17 protein-coding genes are annotated in these 13,306 nt (G+C 51.8%); 13 read left to right on the top strand and 4 right to left on the bottom strand.

The window, feature by feature from the left end; all coding sequences use genetic code 11:
* Positions 1–44: 44 nt before the first annotated feature.
* The 3 genes from FEK66_RS05800 to FEK66_RS05790 are packed head-to-tail and all read right to left on the bottom strand — an operon-like array spanning position 45 to position 3,192.
* Positions 45–263, bottom strand: a complete 219-nt coding sequence (locus FEK66_RS05800) for a YheU family protein (protein WP_064527543.1) — start codon at positions 261–263, stop codon at positions 45–47.
* Positions 257–1,279 carry a hydrolase gene (locus tag FEK66_RS05795; RefSeq protein WP_135495225.1) on the bottom strand — a complete coding sequence of 341 codons (1,023 nt, stop codon included), beginning with the start codon at positions 1,277–1,279 and terminating at the stop codon, positions 257–259. The genes FEK66_RS05800 and FEK66_RS05795 overlap by 7 nt, the downstream gene beginning before the upstream one ends.
* On the bottom strand, positions 1,279–3,192 hold the full coding sequence (locus FEK66_RS05790) for an ABC transporter ATP-binding protein (protein ID WP_135495224.1): 1,914 nt from the start codon (positions 3,190–3,192) through the stop codon (positions 1,279–1,281). Before FEK66_RS05790 ends, FEK66_RS05795 begins: the two co-directional genes overlap by 1 nt.
* A 130-nt stretch (positions 3,193–3,322) precedes the next feature.
* Between FEK66_RS05790 and kefG the strand changes: the two genes are divergently transcribed.
* From kefG to slyD, 4 genes are all read left to right on the top strand, one after another.
* Positions 3,323–3,874: a glutathione-regulated potassium-efflux system ancillary protein KefG gene (kefG, locus tag FEK66_RS05785; protein ID WP_130261043.1), complete on the top strand. Its 552-nt coding sequence runs from the start codon at positions 3,323–3,325 to the stop codon at positions 3,872–3,874.
* Entirely contained in the window at positions 3,874–5,679 is a 1,806-nt protein-coding gene (gene kefB, locus FEK66_RS05780; protein WP_000399147.1) for a glutathione-regulated potassium-efflux system protein KefB, read from the top strand. The genes kefG and kefB overlap by 1 nt, the downstream gene beginning before the upstream one ends.
* A gap of 9 nt (positions 5,680–5,688) precedes the next feature.
* The gene (locus tag FEK66_RS05775) at positions 5,689–5,889 is read left to right on the top strand and encodes a YheV family putative zinc ribbon protein (protein ID WP_001007734.1); all 201 of its coding nucleotides are present in this window, start codon (positions 5,689–5,691) and stop codon (positions 5,887–5,889) included.
* A 94-nt stretch (positions 5,890–5,983) separates the two neighbouring features.
* Positions 5,984–6,574, top strand: coding sequence for a peptidylprolyl isomerase (slyD, locus tag FEK66_RS05770; protein WP_000861334.1), 591 nt, complete (start codon positions 5,984–5,986; stop codon positions 6,572–6,574).
* A gap of 48 nt (positions 6,575–6,622) precedes the next feature.
* On the opposite strand, the gene FEK66_RS05765 is transcribed toward slyD, so the two are convergent.
* Positions 6,623–6,841 (bottom strand): protein SlyX, encoded by a 219-nt coding sequence (locus FEK66_RS05765; RefSeq protein ID WP_064527535.1) that lies wholly within the window; start codon positions 6,839–6,841, stop codon positions 6,623–6,625.
* A 220-nt stretch (positions 6,842–7,061) separates the two neighbouring features.
* On the opposite strand from FEK66_RS05765, the gene fkpA reads away from it, so the two are divergent.
* From fkpA to FEK66_RS05720, 9 genes are all read left to right on the top strand, one after another.
* On the top strand, positions 7,062–7,874 hold the full coding sequence (gene fkpA, locus FEK66_RS05760) for an FKBP-type peptidyl-prolyl cis-trans isomerase (protein ID WP_130208921.1): 813 nt from the start codon (positions 7,062–7,064) through the stop codon (positions 7,872–7,874).
* 166 nt (positions 7,875–8,040) lie between these two features.
* A complete protein-coding gene (locus FEK66_RS05755; protein WP_000091466.1) occupies positions 8,041–8,763 on the top strand; it encodes a transcriptional regulator in 723 nt (240 codons plus the stop codon).
* Positions 8,763–9,149: a sulfurtransferase complex subunit TusD gene (gene tusD, locus FEK66_RS05750; RefSeq protein ID WP_001209689.1), complete on the top strand. Its 387-nt coding sequence runs from the start codon at positions 8,763–8,765 to the stop codon at positions 9,147–9,149. The genes FEK66_RS05755 and tusD overlap by 1 nt, the downstream gene beginning before the upstream one ends.
* On the top strand, positions 9,149–9,508 hold the full coding sequence (tusC, locus tag FEK66_RS05745) for a sulfurtransferase complex subunit TusC (RefSeq protein WP_130261005.1): 360 nt from the start codon (positions 9,149–9,151) through the stop codon (positions 9,506–9,508). Before tusD ends, tusC begins: the two co-directional genes overlap by 1 nt.
* 7 nt (positions 9,509–9,515) lie before the next feature.
* Positions 9,516–9,803: a sulfurtransferase complex subunit TusB gene (tusB, locus tag FEK66_RS05740; RefSeq protein ID WP_135495223.1), complete on the top strand. Its 288-nt coding sequence runs from the start codon at positions 9,516–9,518 to the stop codon at positions 9,801–9,803.
* Positions 9,804–9,928: 125 nt separating this feature from the next.
* Positions 9,929–10,303 carry a 30S ribosomal protein S12 gene (rpsL, locus tag FEK66_RS05735; RefSeq protein WP_000246815.1) on the top strand — a complete coding sequence of 125 codons (375 nt, stop codon included), beginning with the start codon at positions 9,929–9,931 and terminating at the stop codon, positions 10,301–10,303.
* Between the two features lie 96 nt (positions 10,304–10,399).
* Positions 10,400–10,870, top strand: a complete 471-nt coding sequence (gene rpsG, locus FEK66_RS05730; protein WP_001138043.1) for a 30S ribosomal protein S7 — start codon at positions 10,400–10,402, stop codon at positions 10,868–10,870.
* Positions 10,871–10,966: 96 nt separating this feature from the next.
* Positions 10,967–13,081 (top strand): elongation factor G, encoded by a 2,115-nt coding sequence (fusA, locus tag FEK66_RS05725; protein WP_001603897.1) that lies wholly within the window; start codon positions 10,967–10,969, stop codon positions 13,079–13,081.
* A gap of 70 nt (positions 13,082–13,151) precedes the next feature.
* A partial coding sequence (locus FEK66_RS05720) for a GTP-binding protein (protein ID WP_001690099.1) occupies positions 13,152–13,306 on the top strand: 155 nt, incomplete at its 3' end.

Raw genomic sequence — 13,306 nt, 5'->3', positions numbered from 1 at the left:
ATGACTTGGCTATCATTATTATTTCGTCCGCCGACGGTTGCAGGTTATTCGCGAAACTGACTGCGCGGCATGATATTGACCGTCTCGTGCAGTTCCGACCAGACCAGTACCGCTTCTCCGCACTGTAGCTGGCGTTTGACGTCGGCGACTTTCTGTTCAAGCGTACGCTCTTGTTCACCATAATCGGTGCCTTCACGTAACACAAAGCTTTCAATTAAATTTTCCAGCGTTTCAGGGGAGATGTCTTGCCAGGGAATCAACATGATTTCGCCTCCAGATACGTTGTTAACCAGTCAGGAATGCGTGACTCCAGCCACATTTGCGGGTGAAGTAATGTACCGCCAATAAAACCAACATGACCCCCATGTTCGGTCAGTTGATACTCTACTTGCGGAGGAAGATTTTCCGGTTTCGGGATCACCTGGTGATCCATAAACGGATCGTCTTTGGCGTGAATAATCAGCGTCGGTTTGGCGATCCGGTTCAGCATAGGCATGGCGCTACACTGACGATAATAGTCGATAGCGTCAGCGTAGCCGTGAATTCTGGCGGTGATCAGATCGTCAAATTCACGGATGCGACGTACCGATTTTAACTGCGCGGGATTAATCGGTAGCGTACCGGGGTAGGCCGCCAGCTTGCGCGCCGCATTGGCTTTTAGCAGGTTCAGCAGATAACGCTGATAAACGCGGGAAAAGCCCTTTTCCATATGGTAACTACAGGCTTCCAGCACAAACGGCGCGGAGACAATCACTGCCGCATCAATCGGGAGATCATTGCCTTCTTTTGCCAGCAAACAGGCCAGCATATTACCGCCGAGCGAATAGCCGACGGCAGCCGTTGGCGAATGACCAAACTCACGTTGCAGCCAGCGTAAAAACCAACTGGCGTCTTCGGTTTCGCCCGAATGGTAAATGCGGTGCATGCGATTAGGTTCACCGCTGCATCCGCGAAAATGCATCACCACACCCAGCCAGCCGCGCTTTTTCGCCGCATCAACCAAGCCGTGGGCGTAAGGGCTATTGAGACTGCCTTCCAGACCATGAAACACCACCAGACGCGGTTTATGTTTCGCCTGTGCAGGGTCTTCACTCCACGCGAGATCGACAAAATCGCCGTCGGGCAACTCCAGCCGCTGCCAGTGCGGAGTGAATTTCACCTGACGACGAAACAGACGCGGCAGCATGGTTTGTAGATGGCAATTGCTGAAACCGCGCATAGGGATGAATTCAGCACTGCTGCTGAATTCATTGGCATCGGTCGTCGTTATCTGCGCCATCAGTTGCTTTGGCCTTCCTGCAGCATCTGTTCAAGCTGCTCCTGGGCTTCCAGCCACGCCATTTCGCACTCTTCCAGCCCGGATTTAGCGCTCGCTTGTTGTTGCAGGCAGGCGGTCAGTTCCGCTTTACGGTTCTGGTCGTACAGTTCGCTGTCGCCCAATTTTTCTTCCGCCTGCGCCAGTTGCGCGTTCAGCTTCTCCATCTCTTTTTCCAGACGGGCGATCTCTTTACGTAGCGGCTGGGTTTGCGCACGCAGCTCCGCTTCCCGACGCTTCTGATCTTTACGTGCCTGGGCGCTGTTCGCGTTCTCTTTTGGCGCGTCGTCGGTCTGGTTTTCCTGCTTTTGTACGTCGCTCAACCACTGTTGATAATCTTCCAGATCGCCGTCGAACGGTTCGACTTTACGATCGTGAACCAGATAGAGATCGTCAGTAGTGGAACGCAGTAAATGACGGTCGTGCGAAACGACAACCAGCGCGCCTTCAAACTCGATCAACGCTTCAGTCAGTGCCTGACGCATGTCGAGGTCAAGGTGGTTGGTCGGTTCGTCGAGCAGCAGCAGATTCGGACGTTGCCAGACGATTAATGCCAGCACCAGGCGGGCTTTTTCTCCACCGGAGAAGCGGCGCGTTTCTTCTGTCACTTTATCGCCCTGGAAACCAAAACCGCCGAGGTAATCACGCAGTTTTTGCTCCAGCTCCTGCGGCGCTAAACGTGCCAGATGTTGAATAGGTGATTCGTCGGCGCGCAGGTATTCCAGTTGATGCTGGGCGAAGTAACCGAGCTTGATCCCTTTCGCCAGGCCAATTTCACCGCTGACTGGCGCAAGTTCACCGGCTAACAGTTTGATTAATGTCGACTTACCCGCGCCGTTGCGACCTAACAGACCAATGCGCGAACCGGGGACCAGATTCAGTTTAATCGAGTCGAGAATAATGCGATCGCCATAGCCTGCGCTGACCTTTTCCATCTTCAGTAACGGATTTGGCAGGCTTTCCGGCGCGCGGAAGCTAAAGCGAAACGGGTTGTCGACGTGCGCGGGGGCAATCAGCTCCATGCGCTCGAGCATCTTAATGCGGCTCTGGGCCTGCTTCGCTTTGGTGGCTTTGGCACGGAAACGGTCGATATAACTTTGCAGATGCGCTACGCGTTCCTGCTGGCTTTCATACATCGCTTGTTGCTGCGCCAGACGGGTGGCGCGCTGCACTTCAAATGAGCTGTAGTTGCCGGTGTACTCGAACATGCTTTGTTGTTCGATATGAATAATTTTATCAACGATCGGATCGAGGAAATCGCGGTCGTGAGAGATCAGGATCAGCGTGCCCTGATAGCTCTTCAGCCATTTTTCCAGCCAGATAACGGCATCGAGATCGAGGTGGTTAGTTGGTTCGTCGAGCAGCAGTAAGTCTGAACGGCAAATCAACGCCTGGGCGAGGTTAAGGCGCATACGCCAGCCACCGGAGAAATCACTCACCGGGCGCTCCAGTTGTTCATTGCTGAAACCGAGGCCGTGCAGCAGGCTGGCGGCGCGGGAGCGAATACTCCATGCGTCGATAGCGTCCAGCTTGCCATGAATGGTCGCAATGGCGTGCCCATCGTTACGTTCATTGGCGTCGTGTAGCTGCGCTTCCAGTTGGCGATATTCACGGTCGCCATCAATGACATATTCCAGCGCCGCTTGCGGCAGTGCCGGCGTTTCCTGATTCACCCACGCCAGTTGCCAGCTTCCCGGAAAGGTGTAGCTGCCGCCGTCGGCGCTGATTTCATTTTTCAGCAATGCCAGCAGGGTAGATTTACCACAGCCGTTTTTACCCACCAGGCCGACTTTCTGCCCGGGGTTGATGGTGGCGGTGGCATTATCCAGCAGGACGCGCACGCCGCGACGAATTTGTAACGAGGAGAAAACAATCATAAGGCGCCGTATGTTCAGACTATGTTAACTTATCATTATGATAATGTAATGTATGGGCGAGCTGCCGCACCGGGCGCAATGGTAGCCCAAAACAGCGACTATACACAAAAACCATACCGGGAGGGGGATGATGTCTCAGCCAGCGAAAGTTTTGCTGCTGTATGCCCATCCGGAATCTCAGGACTCGGTGGCAAACCGGGTCCTGCTTAAACCGGCCACGCAGCTCAGCAATGTTACCGTGCACGACCTTTACGCGCACTATCCCGATTTTTTTATTGATATCCCCCGTGAGCAGGCATTACTGCGCGGGCACGAGGTGATTGTCTTTCAGCATCCTCTTTATACCTATAGCTGCCCGGCGCTACTGAAAGAGTGGCTGGACCGGGTATTAAGTCGTGGTTTTGCCAGCGGGCCGGGGGGAAACCAACTGGCGGGAAAGTACTGGCGTAGCGTGATTACCACCGGCGAGCCGGAAAGTGCTTACCGTTATGACGCATTGAATCGCTACCCGATGAGCGATGTTCTGCGCCCCTTTGAACTGGCGGCGGGCATGTGCCGGATGCATTGGTTAAGCCCCATCATTATTTACTGGGCGAGACGGCAAAGCGCACAGGAGCTGGCGAGCCACGCCAGAGCCTACGGTGACTGGCTGGCAAATCCACTGTCTCCAGGAGGCCGCTGATGGAAGGTTCCGATTTTTTACTCGCAGGAGTGCTGTTTCTCTTCGCGGCGGTGGCTGCGGTGCCGTTGGCATCGCGGCTGGGTATTGGCGCTGTGTTGGGATATTTGCTGGCAGGGATTGCAATTGGCCCGTGGGGACTGGGGTTTATTAGCGACGTCGATGAGATCCTCCATTTTTCAGAGCTCGGCGTGGTATTCCTGATGTTTATCATCGGCCTGGAGTTGAATCCCTCCAAACTTTGGCAACTGCGGCGTTCGATTTTTGGCGTAGGCGCGGCACAGGTGCTGTTAAGCGCGGCGTTGCTGGCGGGATTATTGATGCTGACGGATTTCGCCTGGCAGGCGGCAGTGGTCGGTGGCATTGGCCTTGCGATGTCTTCAACTGCAATGGCGTTGCAATTGATGCGTGAGAAAGGGATGAATCGCAGCGAATCCGGCCAGTTAGGTTTCTCGGTGTTACTGTTTCAGGATCTGGCGGTGATCCCGGCACTGGCGTTAGTGCCGTTGTTGGCGGGATCGGCTGACGAACATTTCGACTGGATGAAAGTCGGTATGAAGGTGCTGGCGTTTGTCGGCATGCTGATTGGCGGGCGCTATTTACTGCGTCCGGTATTCCGCTTTATTGCAGCTTCTGGCGTGCGGGAAGTGTTCACCGCCGCGACGCTGCTGCTGGTGTTGGGTTCCGCATTGTTTATGGATGCGCTGGGACTGTCGATGGCGCTCGGTACGTTTATTGCAGGCGTGCTGCTGGCGGAAAGTGAATATCGCCATGAACTGGAAACGGCAATCGATCCGTTTAAGGGGTTGCTGCTCGGGCTATTTTTTATCTCGGTCGGGATGTCGCTCAACCTCGGGGTGCTTTATACCCATCTGTTGTGGGTGGTGATAAGCGTGGTTGTGCTGGTGGCGGTGAAAATTCTCGTGCTGTATTTGCTGGCGCGACTGTATGGCGTGCGTAGCTCAGAGCGGATGCAGTTTGCTGGCGTATTGAGTCAGGGCGGTGAGTTTGCCTTTGTACTCTTTTCTACCGCTTCTTCACAACGCTTATTCCAGGGCGACCAGATGGCGCTGTTGCTGGTGACGGTGACGCTTTCCATGATGACCACGCCGCTGCTGATGAAGCTGGTGGATAAATGGCTATCCCGCCAGTTTAACGGACCGGAAGAAGAAGACGAAAAACCGTGGGTCAACGATGATAAACCGCAGGTCATTGTCGTGGGCTTTGGGCGTTTTGGTCAGGTGATTGGTCGTTTGCTGATGGCAAATAAAATGCGCATTACTGTGCTGGAGCGGGATATCAGCGCTGTTAACCTGATGCGTAAATATGGCTACAAAGTTTATTACGGCGACGCCACGCAGGTAGATCTTTTACGTTCTGCGGGTGCAGAGGCCGCAGAGTCTATTGTCATTACCTGTAACGAGCCGGAAGACACCATGAAGCTGGTGGAGATTTGCCAGCAACACTTCCCGCATTTGCATATTCTTGCGCGAGCGCGCGGACGTGTGGAAGCGCATGAGTTATTACAGGCAGGGGTGACGCAGTTTTCTCGTGAGACATTCTCCAGTGCGTTAGAGCTGGGGCGCAAAACTCTGGTCACGCTTGGCATGCATCCGCATCAGGCGCAGCGGGCGCAACTGCATTTTCGCCGCCTGGATATGCGAATGCTGCGGGAGTTAATCCCGATGCATGCTGATACCGTACAAATTTCTCGCGCCAGGGAAGCCCGACGCGAACTGGAAGAGATTTTCCAGCGTGAGATGCAACAAGAACGACGCCAGCTGGACGGCTGGGATGAATTTGAGTAGAGGGTAAAGATGGCAATCCGAAAACGTTTTATCGCGGGCGCAAAATGCCCGGCCTGTCAGGCGCAAGATTCCATGGCGATGTGGCGCGAAAATAATATTGATATTGTTGAATGTGTTAAGTGTGGACACCAGATGCGTGAAGTCGATAAAGAAGCCCGCGATCACGTTCGCAAAGATGAACAAGTGATCGGGATTTTTCATCCGGACTAGCGATATGCGCCGAGTTTTTTTAAGCTAGTGAGTACACGGCTGCAGAATTCCGCTACAATCTGCGCCACTATTCTTCCCATGCTCAGGAGATATCATGAAAGTAGCAAAAGACCTGGTGGTCAGCCTGGCCTATCAGGTACGTACAGAAGACGGTGTGTTGGTTGATGAGTCTCCGGTGAGTGCGCCGCTGGACTATCTGCATGGTCACGGTTCCCTGATCTCTGGCCTGGAAACAGCGCTGGAAGGTCATGAAGTTGGCGACAAATTTGATGTCGCTGTTGGCGCGAACGACGCTTACGGTCAGTACGACGAAAACCTGGTGCAGCGCGTTCCTAAAGACGTATTTATGGGCGTTGATGAACTGCAGGTAGGTATGCGCTTCCTGGCTGAAACCGACCAGGGTCCAGTACCGGTTGAAATTACTGCGGTTGAAGACGATCACGTTGTGGTTGACGGTAACCACATGCTGGCTGGTCAGAATCTGAAATTCAACGTTGAAGTTGTGGCGATTCGCGAAGCGACTGAAGAAGAACTGGCTCATGGTCACGTTCACGGTGCGCACGATCATCACCACGATCACGACCACGACGGTTGCTGCGGCGGTCATGGCCACGATCACGGTCATGAACACGGTGGCGAAGGCTGCTGTGGCGGTAAAGGTAACGGCGGTTGCGGTTGCCACTAATACCGAAAAAGTGACAAAAAAGCGGGGAATCCCCGCTTTTTTTACGCCTCAATAATGCGGCGGTGGCGTTTCTTCAGCCTGCGACGCGATGTTCGATGGCTGGCTGGCTTTTAACTTCTCGGTCAGCAGACGCAGATGATCGCGCAGTTTCGCCATCTCCATTTCATGAGCGGTCACCGTGACGTTCAGTTCTTCAATGGTGATTTCCTGAAAAGCCAGCCGGCTCTCCAGTTCTGCCAGGCGTGCTTCCAAAGTTAAATCCTGCATGATTCACCTCTTTTGTCGAATGGTCGCCGCGGATTCTACTTAACTTTGCTGCCCGAGACAGCACTCATTTCGCAGTCATCGAAACTAATTTAAACAAAAAGAGTCTGAAAATAGATGATAATAGGGCGTATCTGTATGTAGATTTGTTCGACAACGTTTTATAGTACCTTTCTGATAATAGTTAACCCAGGGGTGAGATGCCCCGATCCTGGAGATATGGATGAAATCACTGTTTAAAGTAACGCTGCTGGCGACCACAATGGCCGTTGCCCTGCATGCACCAATCACTTTTGCTGCCGAAGCGGCGAAACCAACTGCAACTGCTGACAGCAAAGCAGCGTTCAAAAATGACGATCAGAAATCAGCTTACGCGCTGGGTGCTTCGCTCGGTCGTTACATGGACAATTCTCTGAAAGAACAAGAAAAGCTGGGTATCAAACTGGATAAAGATCAGCTAATCGCGGGTGTTCAGGATGCATTTGCTGATAAAAGCAAACTCTCCGATCAAGAGATCGAACAGACTCTGCAAGCGTTTGAAGCACGCGTGAAGTCCTCCGCTCAGGCGAAGATGGAAAAAGATGCTGCTGATAACGAAGCGAAAGGTAAAGAGTACCGCGAGAAATTTGCCAAAGAGAAAGGTGTAAAAACCTCTTCAACTGGCCTGGTTTATCAGGTAGTAGAAGCCGGTAAAGGCGAAGCACCGAAAGACAGCGATACTGTAGTGGTGAACTACAAAGGTACGCTGATCGACGGTAAAGAGTTCGATAACTCATACACCCGTGGTGAACCGCTCTCGTTTCGTCTGGACGGTGTGATCCCTGGCTGGACTGAAGGTCTGAAGAACATCAAGAAAGGCGGTAAGATCAAACTGGTTATTCCACCAGAGCTGGCTTACGGCAAAGCGGGCGTTCCGGGGATCCCACCGAACTCTACTCTGGTATTTGACGTAGAACTGCTGGACGTGAAACCAGCACCGAAGGCTGATACGAAGCCAGAAGCAGATGCTAAAGCAGCAGATTCTGCTAAAAAATAAGCATTAAAAACCGCCGCCTGACCAGGCGGCGGTTTTTTTATTGCAGGCCGGATATAATTAGTGCTGGAAAGCGGAACCTCCGCTGTATTAATTTAATTACCCGCATCATTAATGAGCCTGCCCTGAAAAGTTAACGACAGGCTCCTGAAAAGGAGTGTTTTTTTTCATGTCCAGGTCGCTTTTAACCAACGAAACCAGTGAGTTGGATTTACTGGATCAACGTCCTTTCGACCAGACCGATTTTGATATTCTGAAATCCTACGAAGCGGTGGTGGACGGGTTAGCGATGCTCATTGGTTCCCACTGTGAAATCGTTTTGCACTCTTTGCAGGATTTAAAATGTTCAGCCATTCGTATTGCCAACGGCGAACATACAGGCCGGAAGATTGGCTCGCCAATTACCGATCTGGCACTGCGTATGCTGCACGACATGACGGGAGCGGATAGCAGCGTTTCTAAATGCTACTTTACTCGCGCCAAAAGCGGCGTATTAATGAAGTCCCTGACCATCGCGATTCGTAACCGCGAACAGCGTGTAATTGGTCTGCTGTGCATCAATATGAATCTTGATGTTCCCTTCTCGCAGATTATGAGCACTTTTGTGCCGCCAGAAACCCCGGACGTCGGTTCAAGTGTCAACTTTGCGTCTTCGGTTGAAGATCTGGTTACCCAAACACTGGAGTTCACCATTGAAGAAGTGAACGCCGATCGTAATGTTTCTAATAACGCCAAAAATCGTCAAATCGTGTTGAATCTTTACGAGAAAGGCATTTTCGATATCAAAGATGCGATCAACCAGGTTGCTGATCGTCTCAACATCTCCAAACATACTGTTTATCTCTATATCCGTCAGTTCAAGAGCGGTGATTTCCAGGGGCAAGATAAGTAATGCGTTTTGCCATCGTGGTGACCGGGCCAGCATACGGAACGCAACAGGCGAGTAGTGCTTTTCAGTTTGCACAGGCGCTGATAGCAGAAGGCCATGAGTTGAGTAGCGTCTTTTTCTACCGGGAAGGGGTCTATAACGCTAACCAATTGACCTCACCGGCAAGCGACGAATTTGACCTTGTGCGCGGCTGGCAACAGTTGAATGCGCAACATGGTGTGGCACTGAATATCTGCGTAGCGGCAGCGTTACGCCGCGGTATCGTCGATGAAACTGAAGCAGGAAGACTGGGGCTGGCCTCGTCAAACCTTCAGCCGGGATTTACCTTAAGCGGACTTGGCGCTCTGGCAGAAGCCTCGCTAACCTGTGACAGGGTGGTACAGTTCTGATGAAACGAATAGCGTTTGTCTTTTCTACTGCGCCTCATGGCACCGCGGCTGGTCGTGAGGGATTAGATGCTTTACTGGCAACTTCCGCTTTAACTGACGATCTCGCCGTCTTCTTTATCGCCGATGGCGTTTTTCAGCTTCTGCCAGGACAAAAGCCCGATGCGGTGCTGGCGCGTGATTACATTGCCACTTTTAAATTGTTGGATCTGTACGACATTGAACAGTGCTGGGTTTGTGCGGCTTCTCTGCGCGAGCGCGGGTTAGATCCGCAGACACCATTTGTTGTCGAAGCCACGCCGCTTGAAGCAGAAGCCTTACGCAGCGAACTCGGCAACTACGATGTTATTTTGAGATTTTGAGGCGTACATGCTGCACACATTACATCGCTCACCCTGGCTGACAGATTTTCCTGCGCTGCTGCGTCTGCTCAGTGAGGGCGACGAACTGCTGTTATTGCAGGATGGCGTAACTGCCGCAGTTGACGGCAACCGCTACCTTGAAAGTCTGCGTAATGCCCCCATTAAGGTTTATGCCCTGAACGAAGACCTCATTGCCCGCGGTTTGATTGCTCAAATTTCGAACGATATCATCCCGATTGACTATACTGATTTCGTCAGACTTACGGTTAAGCACACCAGCCAGATGGCCTGGTGACGGCGGGATCGTTGTATATTTCTTGACACCTTTTCGACACCGCCCTAAAATTCGGCGTCCTCATATTGTGTGAGGACGTTTTATTACGTGTTTACGAAGCAAAAGCTAAAACCAGGAGCTATTTAATGGCAACAGTTAACCAGCTGGTACGCAAACCACGTGCTCGCAAAGTTGCGAAAAGCAACGTGCCTGCGCTGGAAGCATGCCCGCAAAAACGTGGCGTATGTACCCGTGTATATACTACCACCCCTAAAAAACCGAACTCCGCACTGCGTAAAGTATGCCGTGTTCGTCTGACTAACGGTTTCGAAGTGACTTCCTACATCGGTGGTGAAGGTCACAACCTGCAGGAGCACTCCGTGATCCTGATCCGTGGCGGTCGTGTTAAAGACCTCCCGGGTGTTCGTTACCACACCGTACGTGGTGCGCTTGACTGCTCCGGCGTTAAAGACCGTAAGCAGGCTCGTTCCAAGTATGGCGTGAAGCGTCCTAAGGCTTAATGGTTCTCCGTTAAGTAAGGCCAAACGTTTTAACTTAAATGTCAAACTAAACTCGTAGAGTTTTGGACAATCCTGAATTAACAACGGAGTATTTCCATGCCACGTCGTCGCGTCATTGGTCAGCGTAAAATTCTGCCGGATCCGAAGTTCGGATCAGAACTGCTGGCTAAATTTGTAAATATCCTGATGGTAGATGGTAAAAAATCTACTGCTGAATCTATCGTATACAGCGCGCTGGAGACCCTGGCTCAGCGCTCTGGTAAATCTGAACTGGAAGCATTCGAAGTAGCTCTCGAAAACGTGCGCCCGACTGTAGAAGTTAAGTCTCGCCGCGTTGGTGGTTCTACTTATCAGGTACCAGTTGAAGTCCGTCCGGTTCGTCGTAATGCTCTGGCAATGCGTTGGATCGTTGAAGCTGCTCGTAAACGCGGTGATAAATCCATGGCTCTGCGCCTGGCGAACGAACTTTCCGATGCTGCAGAAAACAAAGGTACTGCAGTTAAGAAACGTGAAGACGTTCACCGTATGGCCGAAGCCAACAAGGCGTTCGCACACTACCGTTGGTAATCCCTTCGGAGTTTTAGTCACCAGGCGGGCGCTTCCAGTAAGCAGCCCGCTTTGGGCTACTTAAATTGAACGCCTAAAAGATAAACGAGGAAACAAATGGCTCGTACAACACCCATCGCACGTTACCGTAACATCGGTATCAGTGCGCACATCGACGCCGGTAAAACCACTACTACCGAACGTATTCTGTTCTACACCGGTGTAAACCATAAAATCGGTGAAGTTCATGACGGCGCTGCAACCATGGACTGGATGGAGCAGGAGCAGGAACGTGGTATTACCATCACTTCCGCTGCAACTACTGCATTCTGGTCTGGTATGGCTAAGCAGTATGAGCCGCATCGCATCAACATCATCGACACCCCGGGGCACGTTGACTTCACAATCGAAGTAGAACGTTCCATGCGTGTTCTCGATGGTGCGGTAATGGTTTACTGCGCAGTTGGTGGTGTTCAGCCGCAGTCTGAAACCGTATGGCGTCAGGCAAACAAATATAAAGTTCCGCGCATTGCGTTCGTTAACAAAATGGACCGCATGGGTGCGAACTTCCTGAAAGTTGTTAACCAGATCAAAACCCGTCTGGGCGCGAACCCGGTTCCGCTGCAGCTGGCGATTGGTGCTGAAGAACATTTCACCGGTGTTGTTGACCTGGTGAAAATGAAAGCTATCAACTGGAACGACGCTGACCAGGGCGTAACCTTCGAATACGAAGATATCCCGGCAGACATGGTTGAACTGGCTAACGAATGGCACCAGAACCTGATCGAATCCGCAGCTGAAGCTTCTGAAGAGCTGATGGAAAAATACCTGGGTGGTGAAGAACTGACTGAAGAAGAGATTAAAGGTGCTCTGCGTCAGCGCGTTCTGAACAACGAAATCATCCTGGTAACCTGTGGTTCTGCGTTCAAGAACAAAGGTGTTCAGGCGATGCTGGATGCGGTAATTGATTACCTGCCATCCCCGGTTGACGTACCTGCGATCAACGGTATCCTGGACGACGGTAAAGACACTCCGGCTGAACGTCACGCAAGTGATGACGAGCCGTTCTCTGCACTGGCGTTCAAAATCGCTACCGACCCGTTTGTTGGTAACCTGACCTTCTTCCGTGTTTACTCCGGTGTGGTTAACTCTGGTGATACCGTACTGAACTCCGTGAAAGCTGCACGTGAGCGTTTCGGTCGTATCGTTCAGATGCACGCTAACAAACGTGAAGAGATCAAAGAAGTTCGCGCGGGTGACATCGCTGCTGCAATCGGTCTGAAAGACGTAACCACTGGTGACACCCTGTGTGACCCGGATGCGCCGATCATTCTGGAACGTATGGAATTCCCTGAGCCGGTAATCTCCATCGCAGTTGAACCGAAAACCAAAGCTGACCAGGAAAAAATGGGTCTGGCTCTGGGCCGTCTGGCTAAAGAAGACCCGTCTTTCCGTGTATGGACTGACGAAGAATCTAACCAGACCATCATCGCGGGTATGGGCGAACTGCACCTCGACATCATCGTTGACCGTATGAAGCGTGAATTCAACGTTGAAGCGAACGTAGGTAAACCGCAGGTTGCTTACCGTGAAACTATCCGCCAGAAAGTTACCGATGTTGAAGGTAAACACGCGAAACAGTCTGGTGGTCGTGGTCAGTATGGTCATGTTGTTATCGACATGTACCCGCTGGAGCCGGGTTCAAACCCGAAAGGCTACGAGTTCATCAACGACATTAAAGGTGGTGTAATCCCTGGCGAATACATCCCGGCCGTTGATAAAGGTATCCAGGAACAGCTGAAAGCAGGTCCGCTGGCAGGCTACCCGGTAGTAGACATGGGTGTTCGTCTGCACTTCGGTTCTTACCATGACGTTGACTCCTCTGAACTGGCGTTTAAACTGGCTGCTTCTATCGCCTTTAAAGAAGGCTTTAAGAAAGCGAAACCAGTTCTGCTTGAGCCGATCATGAAGGTTGAAGTAGAAACTCCAGAAGAGAACACCGGTGACGTTATCGGTGACTTGAGCCGTCGTCGTGGTATGCTCAAAGGTCAGGAATCTGAAGTTACTGGCGTTAAGATCCACGCTGAAGTACCGCTGTCTGAAATGTTCGGATACGCAACTCAGCTGCGTTCTCTGACCAAAGGTCGTGCATCATACACCATGGAATTCCTGAAGTATGATGAAGCGCCGAGTAACGTTGCTCAGGCCGTAATTGAAGCCCGTGGTAAATAAGCCTAAGGGTTAATACCAAAGTCCCGTGCTCTCTCCTGAAGGGGAGAGCACTATAGTAAGGAATATAGCCGTGTCTAAAGAAAAATTTGAACGTACAAAACCGCACGTTAACGTTGGTACTATCGGCCACGTTGACCACGGTAAAACTACTCTGACCGCTGCAATCACCACCGTACTGGCTAAAACCTACGGCGGTGCTGCTCGTGCATTCGACCAGATCGATAA

The sequence above is a fragment of the Escherichia sp. E1130 genome, from assembly GCF_005781065.1.
Lineage (GTDB): Bacteria > Pseudomonadota > Gammaproteobacteria > Enterobacterales > Enterobacteriaceae > Escherichia.
This window is presented reverse-complemented; position numbering and strand designations above follow the sequence as displayed.

What these genes read in the sequence shown, in the direction of transcription:
- FEK66_RS05800 (WP_064527543.1), bottom strand. Translation starts at nt 263, where the DNA reads ATGTTGATTCCCTGGCAAGACATCTCCCCTGAAACGCTGGAAAATTTA.
- FEK66_RS05795 (WP_135495225.1), bottom strand. Translation starts at nt 1,279, where the DNA reads ATGGCGCAGATAACGACGACCGATGCCAATGAATTCAGCAGCAGTGCT.
- FEK66_RS05790 (WP_135495224.1), bottom strand. Translation starts at nt 3,192, where the DNA reads ATGATTGTTTTCTCCTCGTTACAAATTCGTCGCGGCGTGCGCGTCCTG.
- kefG (WP_130261043.1), top strand. Translation starts at nt 3,323, where the DNA reads ATGTCTCAGCCAGCGAAAGTTTTGCTGCTGTATGCCCATCCGGAATCT.
- kefB (WP_000399147.1), top strand. Translation starts at nt 3,874, where the DNA reads ATGGAAGGTTCCGATTTTTTACTCGCAGGAGTGCTGTTTCTCTTCGCG.
- FEK66_RS05775 (WP_001007734.1), top strand. Translation starts at nt 5,689, where the DNA reads ATGGCAATCCGAAAACGTTTTATCGCGGGCGCAAAATGCCCGGCCTGT.
- slyD (WP_000861334.1), top strand. Translation starts at nt 5,984, where the DNA reads ATGAAAGTAGCAAAAGACCTGGTGGTCAGCCTGGCCTATCAGGTACGT.
- FEK66_RS05765 (WP_064527535.1), bottom strand. Translation starts at nt 6,841, where the DNA reads ATGCAGGATTTAACTTTGGAAGCACGCCTGGCAGAACTGGAGAGCCGG.
- fkpA (WP_130208921.1), top strand. Translation starts at nt 7,062, where the DNA reads ATGAAATCACTGTTTAAAGTAACGCTGCTGGCGACCACAATGGCCGTT.
- FEK66_RS05755 (WP_000091466.1), top strand. Translation starts at nt 8,041, where the DNA reads ATGTCCAGGTCGCTTTTAACCAACGAAACCAGTGAGTTGGATTTACTG.
- tusD (WP_001209689.1), top strand. Translation starts at nt 8,763, where the DNA reads ATGCGTTTTGCCATCGTGGTGACCGGGCCAGCATACGGAACGCAACAG.
- tusC (WP_130261005.1), top strand. Translation starts at nt 9,149, where the DNA reads ATGAAACGAATAGCGTTTGTCTTTTCTACTGCGCCTCATGGCACCGCG.
- tusB (WP_135495223.1), top strand. Translation starts at nt 9,516, where the DNA reads ATGCTGCACACATTACATCGCTCACCCTGGCTGACAGATTTTCCTGCG.
- rpsL (WP_000246815.1), top strand. Translation starts at nt 9,929, where the DNA reads ATGGCAACAGTTAACCAGCTGGTACGCAAACCACGTGCTCGCAAAGTT.
- rpsG (WP_001138043.1), top strand. Translation starts at nt 10,400, where the DNA reads ATGCCACGTCGTCGCGTCATTGGTCAGCGTAAAATTCTGCCGGATCCG.
- fusA (WP_001603897.1), top strand. Translation starts at nt 10,967, where the DNA reads ATGGCTCGTACAACACCCATCGCACGTTACCGTAACATCGGTATCAGT.